Origin of the sequence: Halomonas sp. OfavH-34-E (assembly GCF_024124525.1) — a bacterium.
Lineage (GTDB): Bacteria > Pseudomonadota > Gammaproteobacteria > Pseudomonadales > Halomonadaceae > Halomonas > Halomonas litopenaei.
Window position 1 is genome coordinate 54,689 of the sequence record NZ_JAMXRY010000017.1, and the last position, 14,243, is coordinate 68,931.

Annotated in this window: 16 protein-coding genes; 4 read left to right on the forward strand and 12 right to left on the reverse strand. The window is 63.0% G+C overall.

Annotation, left to right across the window (positions count from 1 at the left end):
- The 12 genes from NH448_RS09500 to NH448_RS09555 all read right to left on the reverse strand — a co-directional run bounded on the left by NH448_RS09500 (nt 1) and on the right by NH448_RS09555 (nt 10,529).
- On the reverse strand, nt 1–894 hold the full coding sequence (locus tag NH448_RS09500) for a carbohydrate ABC transporter permease (protein ID WP_045994207.1): 894 nt from the start codon (nt 892–894) through the stop codon (nt 1–3).
- Entirely contained in the window at nt 887–1,774 is an 888-nt protein-coding gene (locus tag NH448_RS09505) for a sugar ABC transporter permease (protein WP_045994208.1), read from the reverse strand. The genes NH448_RS09500 and NH448_RS09505 overlap by 8 nt, the downstream gene beginning before the upstream one ends.
- On the reverse strand, nt 1,771–2,874 hold the full coding sequence (locus NH448_RS09510) for an ABC transporter ATP-binding protein (protein ID WP_045994209.1): 1,104 nt from the start codon (nt 2,872–2,874) through the stop codon (nt 1,771–1,773). The genes NH448_RS09505 and NH448_RS09510 overlap by 4 nt, the downstream gene beginning before the upstream one ends.
- A gap of 1 nt (nt 2,875) precedes the next feature.
- A complete protein-coding gene (locus NH448_RS09515; protein WP_045994210.1) occupies nt 2,876–4,024 on the reverse strand; it encodes an ABC transporter ATP-binding protein in 1,149 nt (382 codons plus the stop codon).
- A 309-nt stretch (nt 4,025–4,333) separates the two neighbouring features.
- A complete protein-coding gene (locus tag NH448_RS09520; protein ID WP_052704471.1) occupies nt 4,334–4,684 on the reverse strand; it encodes a hypothetical protein in 351 nt (116 codons plus the stop codon).
- A 224-nt stretch (nt 4,685–4,908) separates the two neighbouring features.
- Nucleotides 4,909–5,538, reverse strand: coding sequence for a uracil phosphoribosyltransferase (gene upp / locus NH448_RS09525; RefSeq protein ID WP_045994211.1), 630 nt, complete (start codon nt 5,536–5,538; stop codon nt 4,909–4,911).
- 160 nt (nt 5,539–5,698) lie between these two features.
- On the reverse strand, nt 5,699–6,382 hold the full coding sequence (gene ung, locus NH448_RS09530) for a uracil-DNA glycosylase (protein WP_045994218.1): 684 nt from the start codon (nt 6,380–6,382) through the stop codon (nt 5,699–5,701).
- Between the two features lie 5 nt (nt 6,383–6,387).
- Complete coding sequence (gene gpt / locus NH448_RS09535; RefSeq protein WP_045994212.1) at nt 6,388–6,864, reverse strand: xanthine phosphoribosyltransferase; 477 nt, start codon at nt 6,862–6,864, stop codon at nt 6,388–6,390.
- 3 nt (nt 6,865–6,867) lie between these two features.
- Entirely contained in the window at nt 6,868–7,413 is a 546-nt protein-coding gene (locus NH448_RS09540) for an adenine phosphoribosyltransferase (protein WP_108133097.1), read from the reverse strand.
- Between the two features lie 133 nt (nt 7,414–7,546).
- Complete coding sequence (locus NH448_RS09545) at nt 7,547–8,878, reverse strand: NCS2 family permease (RefSeq protein ID WP_045992468.1); 1,332 nt, start codon at nt 8,876–8,878, stop codon at nt 7,547–7,549.
- Nucleotides 8,879–9,196: 318 nt separating this feature from the next.
- Nucleotides 9,197–9,754, reverse strand: coding sequence for a cytochrome P460 family protein (locus NH448_RS09550; protein WP_231498667.1), 558 nt, complete (start codon nt 9,752–9,754; stop codon nt 9,197–9,199).
- A gap of 154 nt (nt 9,755–9,908) precedes the next feature.
- A complete protein-coding gene (locus tag NH448_RS09555) occupies nt 9,909–10,529 on the reverse strand; it encodes a riboflavin synthase (protein WP_045992471.1) in 621 nt (206 codons plus the stop codon).
- A 414-nt stretch (nt 10,530–10,943) separates the two neighbouring features.
- On the opposite strand from NH448_RS09555, the gene NH448_RS09560 reads away from it, so the two are divergent.
- The 4 genes from NH448_RS09560 to NH448_RS09575 all read left to right on the forward strand — a co-directional run bounded on the left by NH448_RS09560 (nt 10,944) and on the right by NH448_RS09575 (nt 14,064).
- Nucleotides 10,944–11,987, forward strand: a complete 1,044-nt coding sequence (locus tag NH448_RS09560) for a methionine ABC transporter ATP-binding protein (protein ID WP_045992472.1) — start codon at nt 10,944–10,946, stop codon at nt 11,985–11,987.
- On the forward strand, nt 11,968–12,621 hold the full coding sequence (locus NH448_RS09565; RefSeq protein WP_045992473.1) for a methionine ABC transporter permease: 654 nt from the start codon (nt 11,968–11,970) through the stop codon (nt 12,619–12,621). The genes NH448_RS09560 and NH448_RS09565 overlap by 20 nt, the downstream gene beginning before the upstream one ends.
- Before the next feature lie 104 nt (nt 12,622–12,725).
- Complete coding sequence (locus NH448_RS09570; RefSeq protein ID WP_045992474.1) at nt 12,726–13,520, forward strand: MetQ/NlpA family ABC transporter substrate-binding protein; 795 nt, start codon at nt 12,726–12,728, stop codon at nt 13,518–13,520.
- 79 nt (nt 13,521–13,599) lie between these two features.
- Nucleotides 13,600–14,064, forward strand: coding sequence for a GAF domain-containing protein (locus NH448_RS09575; protein ID WP_045992475.1), 465 nt, complete (start codon nt 13,600–13,602; stop codon nt 14,062–14,064).
- The last annotated feature ends 179 nt before the right edge of the window (nt 14,065–14,243 follow it).

The window sequence follows — 14,243 nt, forward strand, 5'->3', positions numbered from 1 at the left end:
TCAGGTCCGGCCCAGGGCAAAGCCCTTGGCGATGTGATGGCGCACGAAGAACACCACCACGATGCCGGGCACGATGGTCAGTACCCCGGCCGCCGCCAGGGTGCCCCAGTCGATGCCCGAGGCGGTCGAGGTTCGCGTCATCACCGAGGCGATGGGCTGGGCCTCGGTGGAGGTCAGGGTGCGTGCCAGCAACAGCTCGACCCAGGAGAACATGAACAGGAAGAACAGCGTCACGCCGATGCCGGAGCGAATCATCGGAATGAACACCTGGACGAAGAAGCGCGGGAAGCTGTAGCCATCGATAAAGGCGGTCTCGTCGATCTCCTTGGGCACGCTGGACATGAAGCCTTCGAGGATCCAAACCGCCAACGGAATATTGAACAGACAGTGGGCCAGCGCCACGGCGATGTGGGTATCGAACAGGCCCACCGTGTAGTAGAGCTGAAAGTACGGCAGCAGGAACACCGCCGGTGGCGCCATCATGTTGGTCAACAGCCAGAAGAACAGGTGCTTGTCACCGATGAAACGGTAGCGACTGAAGGCATAGGCCGCCGGCAGCGCCACGCTCATGCTGATGGCCATGTTCATCAACACATAGGTGATCGAGTTGACGTAACCCATGTACCAGCTCGGGTCGGTGAATATCTTGGCGTAGTTGGCCAGGGTCAGCGATTGCGGCCATAGGGTCAGCTCGCCGAGGATCTCGCTGTTGGTCTGCAGCGACATGTTGACCAGCCAGTAGATCGGCAGCAGTACAAACACGATGTAGGCCAGCATCAAGAAGCCACGGCGAAAGCGTCGTCCTGTCGAACGGCCCTGTCGACGGCGGCGGGCCGCCTCCTTTTCGGCGCGCTTTCGCACCTGGTCGGGACTGGATGGCGTGGCATCAGTCATGGCGAGCCCCTCCCTGCCGGTCCTTCTGCAGATTCATGATGGCGGTATAGAACACCCAGCAGACCAGCAGGATGATCAGGAAGTAGATCAGCGAAAAGGCCGCCGAAGGCCCTACATCGAACTGGGCGGTGGCCATGATCGCCAGCGATTGACTGAGGAAGGTGGTCGCGCTTCCCGGCCCGCCGCCGGTCAACACGAAGGGTTCGGCGTAGATCATGAAGGAATGCATGAAACGCAGCAGTACCCCGATCACCAGTACGTTGGTGAGCTTGGGTAGCTGGATATAGCGAAACACCGCCCAGCGTGAAGCGCGATCGATGCGCGCCGCCTGATAGTAGGCCTCGGGAATCGCCTGCAGACCGCTGTAGCAGAGCAGTGCGATCAGCGAGGTCCAGTGCCAGACATCCATCAGCACGATGGTCACCCAGGCGTCCAGCGGACTCGAGGTGATGTTGTAGGGATAGCCGATCTGGCGCAGGCTCCAGCCCATCAGACCGATGTCGCCACGGGTGAAGATCTGCCAGATGCTGCCCACCACGTTCCACGGGATCAACAAGGGCAAGGTCACCAGGATCAACACCAGTGACGCCCGCCAGCCACGCTTGGGCATCAACAGCGCGATCCCCACTCCCAGCGGCACCTGAATCGCCAGAATGGTCAGCGAAAACGCAAACTGCCGGGCCAGCGCCGCCTGCAGCGCCGGATCGTTGAGCATCTTGACGAACCATTCGGTGCCGGTGAAGAACCGGGTATTGGCGTCGAAGACGTCCTGCACCGAGTAGTTGACCACCGTCATCAGCGGCACGATGGCCGAGAAGGCGACCAGCGCCAGCATCGGCAGCACCAGCCACCAGGCGCGATTGTTGGGGACCTTGTTCATGGCGCCACCTCTACCCGGGATTCATCTACGTACAAACTCAACCATCTTTCGGGAAAGCGCACCGATACGCGCCCGGAAAGCGCGAGCCCGCCCTCCTCCACGCGCACCTTGAAGCGCGCCTGGTCTAGCGCCAGCGTCAAGATCGAGTAGGTCCCGAGATCCTGGCAGTGGTCCACCACGGCGCTGAGGGTGCCGCTCGTGCCGTCCTCGGCAAGCTCGATGAATTCCGGACGAATGCCCAGCTTGAGGTTGTCGCTGCGTTCACGAGCATCAAGCAGCGACCGTCGCATCTCGGCGGACAGCTCGAGGCGCTGGCCGTCGATCAGGATGTTGTCGCCATCGATGCATGGCGTGAAGAAGTTCATGCCGGGACTACCGATGAAGTAGCCGACGAAGGTGTGAGCGGGGCTTTCGAACAGCTCGCGCGGGGTACCGAACTGGACGATTCGACCGTCGTACATCACCGCAATCTTGTCGGCAAAGGTCGAGGCTTCGAGTTGATCGTGGGTCACGTAGATCATGGTGATGGCGAAGCGCTGATGGATCTCCTTCAGCTTGCGCCGCAGCTTCCACTTGAGCTGCGGGTCGATCACCGTCAGTGGCTCGTCGAACAGGATGGCCGCCACATCATCACGGACCAGGCCACGCCCCATGGACACCTTCTGTTTCTCGTCGGCGCTGAGGTTGCGCGCCTTGCTGGCCAGGCGGTCGGTCAGATCAAGGATATCCGCGATCTCCTCGACCCTCTCGCGAACCCGCTCCTCCGGGGTCTTCACGTTGCGCAGCGGGAAGGCCAGGTTGTCGTAGACCGTCATGGTGTCGTAGACCACCGGGAACTGAAACACCTGAGCGATGTTGCGCTCTTCAGGCGGCAGCTCGTTGACCATGACCCCGTCGAAGCGCACCTCGCCCTGGGAAGGCACCAGCAGCCCGGAGATGATATTGAGCAGGGTCGACTTGCCGCAGCCGGATGGCCCCAGCAGGGCATAGGCACCACCCTGCTCCCACACGTGATCCATCTGTTCGATGGCGTAGTCGCTGCGCTTCGAAGGCGACGCCGAATAGCTGTGCGCCAACTGTGAAAGGCGAATCTCGGCCATGCTAGCGCTCCTCCCCCGACGCCGGCGGTGCCTGCTGTGACGACGGAAGCGGCGGACGCACCCCTCCGTCACCAGCTTCCGGCGGCACGTGCAGGGTCTTGCCATCCATGTCGAACACGAACAGGCGATGCACCGGTACATAGAGTGTGATCGGCTCATCCACACGAAAGCTGTGAACACCGGGAAGATGCGCCACCAGCGACATCCTCTCGTTGCCCACGTGCAGGAAGGTCTCGGAACCACTGATCTCGGCCAGCTCGACCTTGACGTCAAGCGCCAGGTCATCGTCTGCCCGGGGCTGCATGGCCAGATGAGCCGGCCGCACACCGAAGCGGTAGCTGCCCTCGTCAAGCGCCGCCAGATCTTCATCGAGCGGGAAGTGCACCTCGTCGTCAAAGCTGACTTCACCGTCGCGGATACGTCCTTCCAGCACATTGATGGGGGGTTCGGAGAACATCTCCGCCGCGGTCAGGGAGGCCGGCTGGCGGAACACCGTAGCGGTCGGGCCATGCTGAACCAGGCGCCCCTCGTGCAGAATTGCCGTATTGCCACCCAGCGCCAGCGCTTCCGCCGGTTCGGTGGTGGCGTAGACCGCGATGCAGTCACGCCGGGCGAACAAGGCACTCAACTCCTCGCGAAACTCCTCGCGCAGCTTGTAGTCGAGGTTGACCAGTGGCTCATCGAACAACACCAGATCCGCGTCCTTGACCAGCGCCCGTGCCATGGCGGTGCGCTGCTGCTGGCCACCGGACAGCTCCAGCGGCTGGCGGTCGAGCAGGCCTTCAATGTGCAGCAGCTCAGCGATCTCGTGGACACGCCGCTGGATCTCGCTCTTGGCGACACGGGCCAGCTTCAGCGGAGAGGCAATATTGTCGAAGACACTCTGGTGGGGGTAGTTGATGAACTGCTGGTAGACCATCGCCACGTTGCGTTGGCGCACCCCCTTGCCGGTCACGTCTTCACCCTGCATCAGGATGCGCCCCCGGGTTGGCTGGTCCAGCCCGGCCATCAGGCGCATCAGGCTGGTCTTGCCGGCCAGGGTGCGGCCCAGCAGGACATTGAAGGAACCCGGCTCCAGGGTCAGGCTGACGTCATCGATGTGGGTCTCGCTCGCCACCTTGCGGGTGACGCCGTCGAGGATCAGGGACATGGGCGTACTCTTTCGCGCAGAGGTTCCCCTCGTCTCCGAGGGGCGTCATCTGTACGGTAGTAGAGAATCTCTACTCGCCCGTGATGTTTTTAAACGAAAGGGCTCACCACGCGCCAGAAGATACCCTTTTTATCCCTTATCCTTTTGTTTTTACTTTTCTTTTCCGCTGCCACCAACTTTTGTCTAATGCGAAAAGCCACCTCTCTGGTAGCTGAGCATTGGTGCAGATGTTGTTTCCAGAAAAAAAAAGCGCCCAATGTTCGCAAAGGAACATTGGGCGCACGATGGGCGCGGGAGAACCCGCTGACGTCAGTTCAACAGCGTACGCACTGGCTTATCCAGCGCATCATCGACCTTCCCGCCCGCTCGCTCGACGCTGTCGTGTGCAGTAACCACCCGATCGTAAACCCCACCCCGAGCATCGTCGACGTGATCCGCGACCCCGTCCCGGGCGTCATCGACACGATCATTGACGTTGTCCTTGGCGTTTTCCACGGCGCGATCTGCGGTGCAACGACCAGACACCCCCACCGTGGCCTCGAGTGCCGCATTCTTGGCGACCTTTTCAGCATCGCAGTCGGGGCGTATCACCCCAGCTTGAACGCTTGCCGCCAGACTCAGAATTACTGCAGCACTAGCTGCCACACGCAACAACTTCATCCATGCCTCCTTGATTCTTGAATCAACCACCGACAGCCACAACGAGAGCGCGGCGTCTGTCCAGACGGACAATGGCTGAACTGCGTTCCCGCCCAACTGACTTGCGGACACAGCAAAGCAGACATTTCACCTGAAATGTCTGCTTTCGATCATAGGCATGAAACCACTGGGTAAAATGCCACCGCTGGATAGTCTGGCCGTGGCATTGGCGGGATATCGCGTGCTTAGCGGGTACCGAAGATCTTGTCCCCGGCGTCGCCCAGTCCCGGCACGATATAACCGTTTTCGTCGAGGCGCTCGTCCACCGAGGCGGTGTAGATCTCGATATCCGGGTAGGCTTCCTGAACGCGGCGGATGCCTTCGGGAGCTGCCACCAGCACGATCACTCGCATCAACTGGCAGCCACGGTCGCGCAGCATGTCCAGGGTGGCCACCATGGAACCTCCGGTGGCCAGCATCGGATCGATGACCACCGCCATGCGCTCGTCCAGGTCGTTGGCGAACTTGGAGAAATAGGGCACTGGCTCGAGGGTCTCTTCATCGCGGTAGAGACCGACCACGCTGACCCGTGCACTGGGAATCAGGTCGGTGACACCTTCCAGCATGCCAAGTCCCGCTCGCAGGATCGGTACGATGGTGACCTTCTTACCCTTGAGCTGCTTGACGGTGATGGTCTCGCCACTCCAGCCATCGATGTCATAGTCCTGCAACTCCAGGTCCTGGGTCGCCTCGTAGGTGAGCAGTTTTGCCACCTCGCCGGCCAGTTCACGGAAGCTCTTGGTGCTGATGCCGGCTTCACGCATCAGACCGAGTTTGTGCTGGACCAGGGGGTGATCGATGGCATGGACGCTCATTGGCGAGTCCTCTTTGATAACGGGAGGTGGTGCTTGGACGACCTTCGTCGCATGGACGCGGGCGACAAATTGCGCGCCATTCTACCTGCAACGCCGCGTCAGGTTAACCCGCAGCGTGCACCGAAAGCCGGCGGACGACCACGCCGTCCGCCCAACACGTTCATGGAGTCGGCGGCAGCTGCCAATCTACCGGGGATCTCCCATGCTCGGCGAGAAAGGCGTTGGCCCGAGAGAAATGGTGATTGCCGAAAAAGCCGCGGTGGGCCGACAACGGCGACGGGTGCGGCGACTCCAGCACCAGATGACGCTCCTGATCCACCAGCGCCTTCTTCTGGCGGGCGTGGCTGCCCCACAGCAGAAAGACACAGGGCGGCGCCTCGGCGTTGACGGTCTCGATGGCGCGGTCGGTGAAGGTCTCCCATCCCTTGCCCCGGTGGGAGCCGGCGTTGCCCTCCTCCACCGTCAAGGAGGTGTTGAGCAGCAACACCCCCTGGCGCGCCCAGGCCTCGAGGTGGCCGTGGTTGACCGGCGTCACCCCCAGGTCCTGGGCCAGCTCCTTGTAGATATTGACCAGTGACGGCGGCGGCTTGATGCCCTCGCGCACCGAAAAGCACAACCCATGAGCCTGGCCAGGACCGTGGTAGGGATCTTGCCCCAGGATCACCACTCGTACCTCGTCCAGCGGCGTCAGCTCGAAGGCCCGAAACCAGTCCGACGAGTGCGGATAGATGGTCTTCCTGGCGGCCTTCTCTGCCGCCAGAAACGCCTTGAGCTGCTGCATGTAGGGCGCCTGGAACTCAGCTCCGAGCCAGCGCTCCCAGCTGTCGGGCAATACCTGAACCATGTCGCTCACCGCCGCTGGTCCGCCAGGGGCTCGACGTAGGCCACGCCCATGTCCCAGGGGAACTGGATCCAGCAGTCCTGGGCGACCTCGGTGAGGTACTGATCCACCAGCGGACGACCCTCGGGCTTGGCGTAGATGGTCACAAAGTGCGCCTTGGGCAGCATCTCGCGCACCTTGCGCGCGGTCTTGCCGGTGTCCACCAGATCATCGACCAGCAGCCATCCTTCGCCGTCGTGATCCACGCCCTTGAGCACCTCGAGGCTGTCCTGCTCCATATGGTCGTAGCTCTTGATGCAGACGGTGTCGATCAGGCGAACATTGAGCTCCCGAGCGATCAGCGCGGCGGGAATCAGCCCGCCCCGGGTGATCGCAATGATGCCCTTGGTATCGCGCTCGATCAGGCGATGACACAGCTCGCGCACGTCGCGATGAAGCTGGTCCCAGGACACCACGAAATGGCGATGGTAGCGTTGACTGCTCATGGGTCACTCGTCCTCGGTGAAGGAACACACGGCGAACACGCTGTGGCCAGCGTCACGGATTCTCTGGGAGCCGCCAAGATCCGGCAGATCGACGATGGCAGACGTCTCCACCACATGTCCCCCGCTGCGGCTGATCAGTTCGGCCGCGGCCAGCATGGTGCCACCGGTGGCAATCAGGTCGTCCACCACCAGGATACGGTCGCCATCACGGAAGGCATCGGAGTGCAGCTCTACCTCGGCCTGGCCGTATTCCAGGGTGTAGGTCTGACTGATGGTCTTGAACGGCAGTTTGCCCTTCTTGCGTACCGGCACAAAACTGCAGCCCAGCTCGTAGGCCACCGGCGCGCCGACGATGAAACCGCGGGCGTCGATGGCGGCGATGGCGTCCAGATCCATCTCCTGATAGCGGTGCACGAAGCTGTCGATCAGCTTGCGAAAGGCCGCACTATTCTGCAGCAGCGGGGTGATGTCACGAAAGTTGACACCCGGCTGGGGCCAGTCGGGAACGGTGCGAATGACGGACTTGATGTAGTCGCCGTAGATACTCATGGCGGTTCTCGCTAGGGGTCGAAAGAAGAATGCATGACACATGCGGCGCCTTGTCTCGGCGCCGCACGGCGGGGCTGGCCAACCTGCCGGCTCAGCCGGTCCTGGCCAGCCAGCCCCGGTCAGCCCGATGGGCTCAATCGAGGTAGATCATCTTGATCGCGAACAGCACACCGAGGATCACCACGGCGGCGTTCAGGTCCTTGAAGCGACCGGACAGGGCCTTGATCGCCACGTAGCTGACGAAGCCGAAGGCGATACCTTCGGCGATGGAGAAGGTCAGCGGCATGGCCAGGGCGGCGATCAATACCGGCGCCGCCTCGGTGGCGTCGTCCCAGTCGGCATGGGCAAGGCTTCCCGCCATCAGCGACGCCACGTACAGGAGCGCCCCCGCGGTGGCATAGGCCGGAATGGAGCCCGCCAGCGGAGCGAAGAAAAGGCTGGCCAGAAACAGTACCGCGACCACCACGGCGGTCAGACCGGTACGCCCACCGGCGGCGATGCCGGCGGTGCTTTCCACATAGCTGGTGGTGGTCGAGGTGCCGAGGGCAGCACCGGCCATGGAGGCGGTGGAGTCCGCCATCAACGCACGACCCAGGCGCGGCAGCTTGCCGTCCTTGTCGAGCAGGCCACCGCGATGGGCAACGCCCACCAGGGTACCGGAGGTGTCGAACAGATCTACGAACAGGAAGGCAAAGACCACGCTGATCATGGCCACATCGAAGGCACCGGCCAGGTCCATGGACATCAAGGTCGGCGCGATCGACGGCGGCATCGACACCACCCCGCTGAATTCATTGTGGCCCAGCAGCATGGCCACCAGGGTCACCCCCAGAATACCGATCATCACCGCCCCGGTGACGCGCAGATGGGCCAGCGCGGTAATCACGAAGAACCCGGCCAGGGCGTACAGCGGGGCCGGCTCGGACAGATCGCCCACCGACACCAGGGTGGCCGGGTTGTCGACGATGATGCCGGCATTCTTCATCGCGACCATGGCCAGAAACAGACCGATACCCGCCGCGATGCCGAGTCTCAAGGTGATCGGAATCGAGTTGATGATCCACTCGCGGATGCGAAAGATGCTGAGCAGAAAGAAGGTAACACCGGACAGGAAGACCGCTCCCAGCGCTGCCTCCCAGGTGTAGCCCATGCCCAGCACCACACCGTAGGTAAAAAAGGCGTTCAGACCCATGCCTGGCGCCAGGGCGATGGGATAGTTGGCCCACAGCCCCATTACCAGACAGCCCACCGCGGCGGCGACACAGGTCGCCACGAAGACCGCCCCGTAGTCCATGCCCGCCTCGGACAGGATGCTCGGGTTGACAAAGATGATGTACGCCATGGTCAGGAAGGTGGTGATCCCGGCGATCACCTCCGTCTTGACGGTGGTGCGGTGCTCACTGAGCTTGAAGAAGCGATCGAGCGGGCTCTTGCCGGAGCTCGGTTCAGGCTGCTGGTTGGACATGCGCTGGGTCCTGCACGTGGAGTCAATAGGGGAGTGTCCAGGACGAGAGTTCGCCGAACGCGCCCTGCCACCCTGCGACTAGTGACACCATATAGCAGGCCGTCCAGGGAATCACGACGATCCTGCACAACCTGGCCAACGCACAGGGAGCACGCAGGGTCGTCCGCGCGACCTCCAGCGCCACCACGTCAAGCAAGGCTGCCCGCCCCATAAAGCGGCATCCCAGCCCTCGACGATCGGCCAGGGCCAAACGCACATCGGGCGCGGTACGGCGAGTCCGCCGTACCGCGCCCGATGTCGGCGACTCTCGAAGGCGCGCTACTCTACCAGAATCGGATAGGCTTCGGTATAGATCCAGTCCTTGTCCTGGGCCGGGACATGACAGCCAAGACAGTCGGCCTTGTAGTCGGCCGAAACGTTGGTGGAAGGATCATCGGTCTTGAACAGCGCCCAACCCCAGCCATCGCCCCAACTGCCATTGCTGTCGGCAAAGCGGTCGGTGGAGTCCTTGACCATCACGAACCACTGCTTGATGGTCTCGTTCTCGTAGCTCACCCCGGCGCCGGTGGTGTAGTCGCCGGTGCTGTGTGCCCGCAACTCCTTGACCAGCACGGCGCCGTCAGGGAAGACCCCGTTCTCGCGGAAGGACGCGACGCTCTCGGGCTCGGTATAGACGTTATGGAAGCCACTGGCGTCCCCTTCGGGTACGAACCAGGAGCCCAGATGCGCCATCTCGGTGCGGAAGTTGTCCGGCAAGGAGATGGTGCCCTCGCTATCCACCCAGGGAGACAGATCCTGGGCCACGGCAGCCGTGGCAATTCCCAACGCCGCTGCGGCGCACACGCCTGTCGCCAATGCCTTGGCTGTCATTTTCATGGTAGTCCCTCGCTGATCACGGTCGGTGCACTTAAAGGAATGTTACATCCGGTTAAGTTAGCAGCTTCTCAAGCGAGGGAGACCACCGCCGACGCCCGTCCGGGCGCTGCGGCACAAAGCTACAGCACTTGGCTGCAAAGGTACTTGTCGACGCTCAGCCCCTGGCCGCCATGACCCGCTCTACCGTCTCGACGATGGCCTGGGTCTGGGGATCGATCTCGAGATTGACCCTGTCTCCCGGGCGACGGTCGGCCAGTGTGGTACGGGCCAGCGTTTCCGGGATCAGGTCGACGCAAAAGGCCGGCCCCCGGGTATCGTTGCGCAACTCACCAATGGTCAGGCTGATGCCGTCCACGCCGATGTAGCCCTTGGCAAAGACAAAGCGATCAAGCCCTTGCGGCAACAGGAACCACAGGCGACGGTTGTTGGGTGCCTCGTCGAGCTCCACCAGCTCCGCCTGCCCCATGACGTGACCGGACATGGCGTGCCCGCCGATCTCGTCACCGAAGCGCGCCGCCCGCTCGACGTTGACGCGATCACCGACGCTCAGACCGCCGAGATTGGTGACCCGCAGGGTTTCGCGCATCAGGTCGAAGCTGACCAGATCCCCATCGATATCGGTGACGGTCAGACAGACCCCGTTGTGGGCCACCGATGCGCCCAGCTCCAAGCCTTCACACAGGTGACGCGGCAACCGCACCAGATGGCTGCGAAAGGCCTCCGCTTCCTTGATCTCGACCACCTCGGCGGTGCCCTGAACGATACCGGTGAACATCTTTGTCTCCTTGCCATCACGGGGCCTTCCCCGAACCGGCCCAGTCTAGAAGCCGCGCCTCCAAAGGTCCACGCTTGCGCTGTTGTTCAGAAAACCTATCGCCAGTCACGGCGTCCGGCGGGCGGATCCACTACGACGTGGCGCCTACCCCGAAAGACCTTGCCAGCGGCTATGCGTAAACGATTGACAGGGTCCTTCGCTCGCCCTATCCTTGCCCGCTACATTTTTAGGCGCCGATTTGTACCCGGATTGCGGGCGCCCGTGCCGCGACGCTCACAAGGCGTCGGTGCATGAAGTGCAGCTAAAAGGGTGTGTCCAGCGTTGATGGCCACCCGTCAGGGTGGCCTTTTTTTTGCCTGCCCATTGCCGTTCTCTTGCCCGCCCAGGTCCCTCGGTGCCCACCCGGTAGCTGAGATGATACGACTGACCAACCTTTCCAAGACCTTTGGTGCCGGCTCACGCGCCGTCAAGGCGCTAGCCGACGTCGACCTGCACGTACCCCAGGGGCAGATTCACGGCGTCATCGGCCTGTCCGGCGCCGGCAAGTCGACGCTGATTCGCTGCGTCAACCTGCTCGAGCGGCCTACCTCCGGCACCGTGGAGGTGGATGGCCAGACGTTGACCAGCCTCTCCGGCCCCGCCCTCAATCAGGCGCGCCACCGTATCGGCATGATCTTCCAGCACTTCAACCTGCTGACCTCGCGCACGGTATTCGCCAACGTCGCCCTGCCGCTGGAACTGATGGGCGTCAAGCGCGACGAGATCACCAAGCGCGTCACGCCTCTGCTGGAGCTAGTCGGCCTGGCCGACAAGGCCCAGCAGTATCCGGCACAGCTGTCCGGCGGTCAGAAGCAGCGCGTGGCCATCGCCCGCGCCCTGGCCAGCCGTCCTCAGGTACTGCTGTGCGACGAGGCCACCTCGGCGCTGGACCCCCACACCACCGCCTCGATCCTCGAACTGCTCAAGGACATCAACCAGAAGCTCGGGTTGACCATTCTGCTGATCACCCACGAGATGGAGGTGGTCAAGTCGATCTGCCATCGCGTCAGCCTGATCTCCGGTGGCAGGCTGGTCGAGGAAGCCGATGTCGGTGACTTCTTCACCGCCCCGCGCACTCAGCTCGGCCGCGACTTCCTCAACGAATTCCTCGAACTCGAACCGCCCAGGGAGCTGATCGACCGCCTCGAGCAGACACCCGGGCCGAATTCGCATCCGGTGGTACGCCTGGCGTTTTCCGGCGACGCCGTGTCCACCCCGCTGATCTCCCGGCTGGCGCGGGAGTGCGGCGTGGACGTCAGCATCCTGCAGGCCAAGGTCGAGTCCATCCAGGAGCGAACCCTGGGCCTGATGATCGCCGAACTGATGGGGGATGCCGAGGACACCCGGCGCGCCCTCGCCTACCTGCAATCTCACGACCTGACAGTGGAGGTGCTTGGCCATGTCCAGCGCGATGTTTAACCTCATCCTCGAAGCCACCCTCGACACTCTCTATATGGTGGCGGTGTCCGGTGTGATCGCGGCCCTGGTCGGCATCCCTCTGGGCGTGCTTCTGTATGTCACTCGCCCGGGCCAGATCCTGGCCCAGCCGGTGCTGCAGTCGGTCCTCGGCATCATCACCAACATCGGCCGCTCGATCCCCTTCATCATCCTGATGGTGGCGATCATTCCGTTCACGCGCATGCTGGTGGGGTCGTCCATCGGCACCAACGCTGCCGCCGTGCCGCTGACCATCGCCGCGATTCCGTTTATCGCACGCCTGGTCGAGGGCGCGCTGAACGAGATTTCTCCCGGGCTGGTGGAAGCCGCCCAGTCCATGGGCGCCACCCCTTGGCAGATCATCACCAAGGTACTGCTGCCGGAGGCCCGCGGGGGCATCTTCACCGCCCTGACCGTCACCGCGGTGACCCTGGTCAGCTACTCGGCCATGGCCGGCGCCGTGGGCGGAGGTGGTCTTGGCGACCTGGGCATTCGCTACGGCTACAACCGCTTCAATCCGACCATCATGCTGATCACCGTTGCCATCCTGGTGGTCATGGTTCAGGCCTTCCAGAGCCTGGGCGACTATCTGGTGCGCAAGAGTGACCACAAGTGACATGCACCCTGCATGACCTTAATAACCAAATTGCATTAGCGAAAGACGTGTTATTCCATTAACATCGCCACACACGTCACACACCGTTTCGGGAGACACTGAAGATGCGCAAGACACTGCTGGGCGCCCTGGCGCTTTCCACCCTGTCACTGGCGATCAGCCAGGCCAACGCCGATGAGCACAGCCTGAAGGTGGGCACCGTCGCCGGCCCCGAGACCGACGTCATGCAGGTCGCCGCCGATCTGGCCGAGGAGCGCTATGGTCTGGAGATCGAGATCATCGAGTTCACCGACTACGTGACGCCCAACGCCGCCCTGGCCGACGGCAGCCTCGACGCCAACGCCTACCAGCACGAGCCCTACATGAACGCCATGGTCAACGACCGCGGCTACGACTTCGCCATCGCCGGGCGCACCTTCGTCTACCCGATCGGCGCCTACTCCGAGAAGTACGAGAGCATCGAGGACTTGCCCGAGGGCGCCACCATCGCGCTGCCCAACGACCCGTCCAACGAAGGCCGCTCACTGATCCTGCTCCACAACGAGGGCCTGATCACCTTGGATGACCCCGAAAACCTGGAAGCCACGCCGCTGAATATCGTGGAAAACCCCCACGACTTCGACTTCCGCGAGATCGAGGCGGCCCAGCTGCCGCGCGTATTGCCCGACGTGGATATGGCCTTCATCAACAATACCTTCGCCCAGCCGGCCGGCCTGACCCTGGACGACGCCCTGGTCAAGGAAGGCCCAGAGTCGCCCTACGTCAACATCATCGCCGTGCGCGGTGGCGACGAGGATCGCGAGGAGATCCAGCAACTGGTCGACGCCTACCAGAGCGACGAAGTCGCCGCCAAGGCAGAAGAGCTGTTCAAGGGCGCCGCCGTTCCTGGCTGGAAGTAAGCCTGACGCGCGCTCCCTCTCGAGGCCGGCCCCAGGGCCGGCCTCGCCGTTTTCACCCGCGGACACTGCCACACTCGACATGTCTTCCTACGATCTTCTCGACCGCCAGCTCACCGCTCTGCTCGACTCCGGCGACTGGCTGACCAACGCCGCCCAGACCTCGGCCTTCATCATGCAGGAAGTCCCGCGCCTCAACTGGGTCGGCTTCTATCTGCAGCGCCAGCCGCGCATGCTGTCCCTGGGCCCCTTTCAGGGCAAGCCAGCCTGCCATCCGATCCCCTTCGACAAGGGTGTCTGTGGCGCCGCCGCCCGCAGCCGCCAGACCCAACGCGTCGACGACGTCCACGCGGTCGCGGACCATATCGCCTGCGACAGCGCCTCGCGCTCCGAGTTGGTGGTACCGGTGCTCGACAAGGACGGTGAACTATGGGGCGTGCTCGACCTGGACAGCCCCGACCAGGGGCGCTTCAGCGAAGACGACCAGGCCGGCATCGAGCGCCTGGTGGCCACCTTCCGCCGCTTGAGCGGGCTCGGCGACGCCTGAACCGTCCGAACGGATGAATCGCGCCGCCCCAGAGGCGGCGCACTCACTTCAATGCCCACCCGCGGCTTGGCCACTGCGTTGATCAGGCGATGGCAGCAGTTGCCAAACACCGGCGACGGCGACGACCCTAGAAACGACAAAAGCCCCGAGGCGAGGCCGCGGGGCTTTTGTCTGTAATC

Coding starts and splice junctions, on each gene's coding strand:
- NH448_RS09560 (WP_045992472.1), top strand. CDS start 10,944: ATGATACGACTGACCAACCTTTCCAAGACCTTTGGTGCCGGCTCACGC.
- NH448_RS09550 (WP_231498667.1), bottom strand. CDS start 9,754: ATGAAAATGACAGCCAAGGCATTGGCGACAGGCGTGTGCGCCGCAGCG.
- NH448_RS09540 (WP_108133097.1), bottom strand. CDS start 7,413: ATGAGTATCTACGGCGACTACATCAAGTCCGTCATTCGCACCGTTCCC.
- NH448_RS09570 (WP_045992474.1), top strand. CDS start 12,726: ATGCGCAAGACACTGCTGGGCGCCCTGGCGCTTTCCACCCTGTCACTG.
- ung (WP_045994218.1), bottom strand. CDS start 6,382: ATGGTTCAGGTATTGCCCGACAGCTGGGAGCGCTGGCTCGGAGCTGAG.
- NH448_RS09510 (WP_045994209.1), bottom strand. CDS start 2,874: ATGGCCGAGATTCGCCTTTCACAGTTGGCGCACAGCTATTCGGCGTCG.
- NH448_RS09515 (WP_045994210.1), bottom strand. CDS start 4,024: ATGTCCCTGATCCTCGACGGCGTCACCCGCAAGGTGGCGAGCGAGACC.
- NH448_RS09500 (WP_045994207.1), bottom strand. CDS start 894: ATGACTGATGCCACGCCATCCAGTCCCGACCAGGTGCGAAAGCGCGCC.
- NH448_RS09505 (WP_045994208.1), bottom strand. CDS start 1,774: ATGAACAAGGTCCCCAACAATCGCGCCTGGTGGCTGGTGCTGCCGATG.
- NH448_RS09520 (WP_052704471.1), bottom strand. CDS start 4,684: ATGAAGTTGTTGCGTGTGGCAGCTAGTGCTGCAGTAATTCTGAGTCTG.
- NH448_RS09565 (WP_045992473.1), top strand. CDS start 11,968: ATGTCCAGCGCGATGTTTAACCTCATCCTCGAAGCCACCCTCGACACT.
- NH448_RS09575 (WP_045992475.1), top strand. CDS start 13,600: ATGTCTTCCTACGATCTTCTCGACCGCCAGCTCACCGCTCTGCTCGAC.
- gpt (WP_045994212.1), bottom strand. CDS start 6,864: ATGAGCAGTCAACGCTACCATCGCCATTTCGTGGTGTCCTGGGACCAG.
- NH448_RS09545 (WP_045992468.1), bottom strand. CDS start 8,878: ATGTCCAACCAGCAGCCTGAACCGAGCTCCGGCAAGAGCCCGCTCGAT.
- upp (WP_045994211.1), bottom strand. CDS start 5,538: ATGAGCGTCCATGCCATCGATCACCCCCTGGTCCAGCACAAACTCGGT.
- NH448_RS09555 (WP_045992471.1), bottom strand. CDS start 10,529: ATGTTCACCGGTATCGTTCAGGGCACCGCCGAGGTGGTCGAGATCAAG.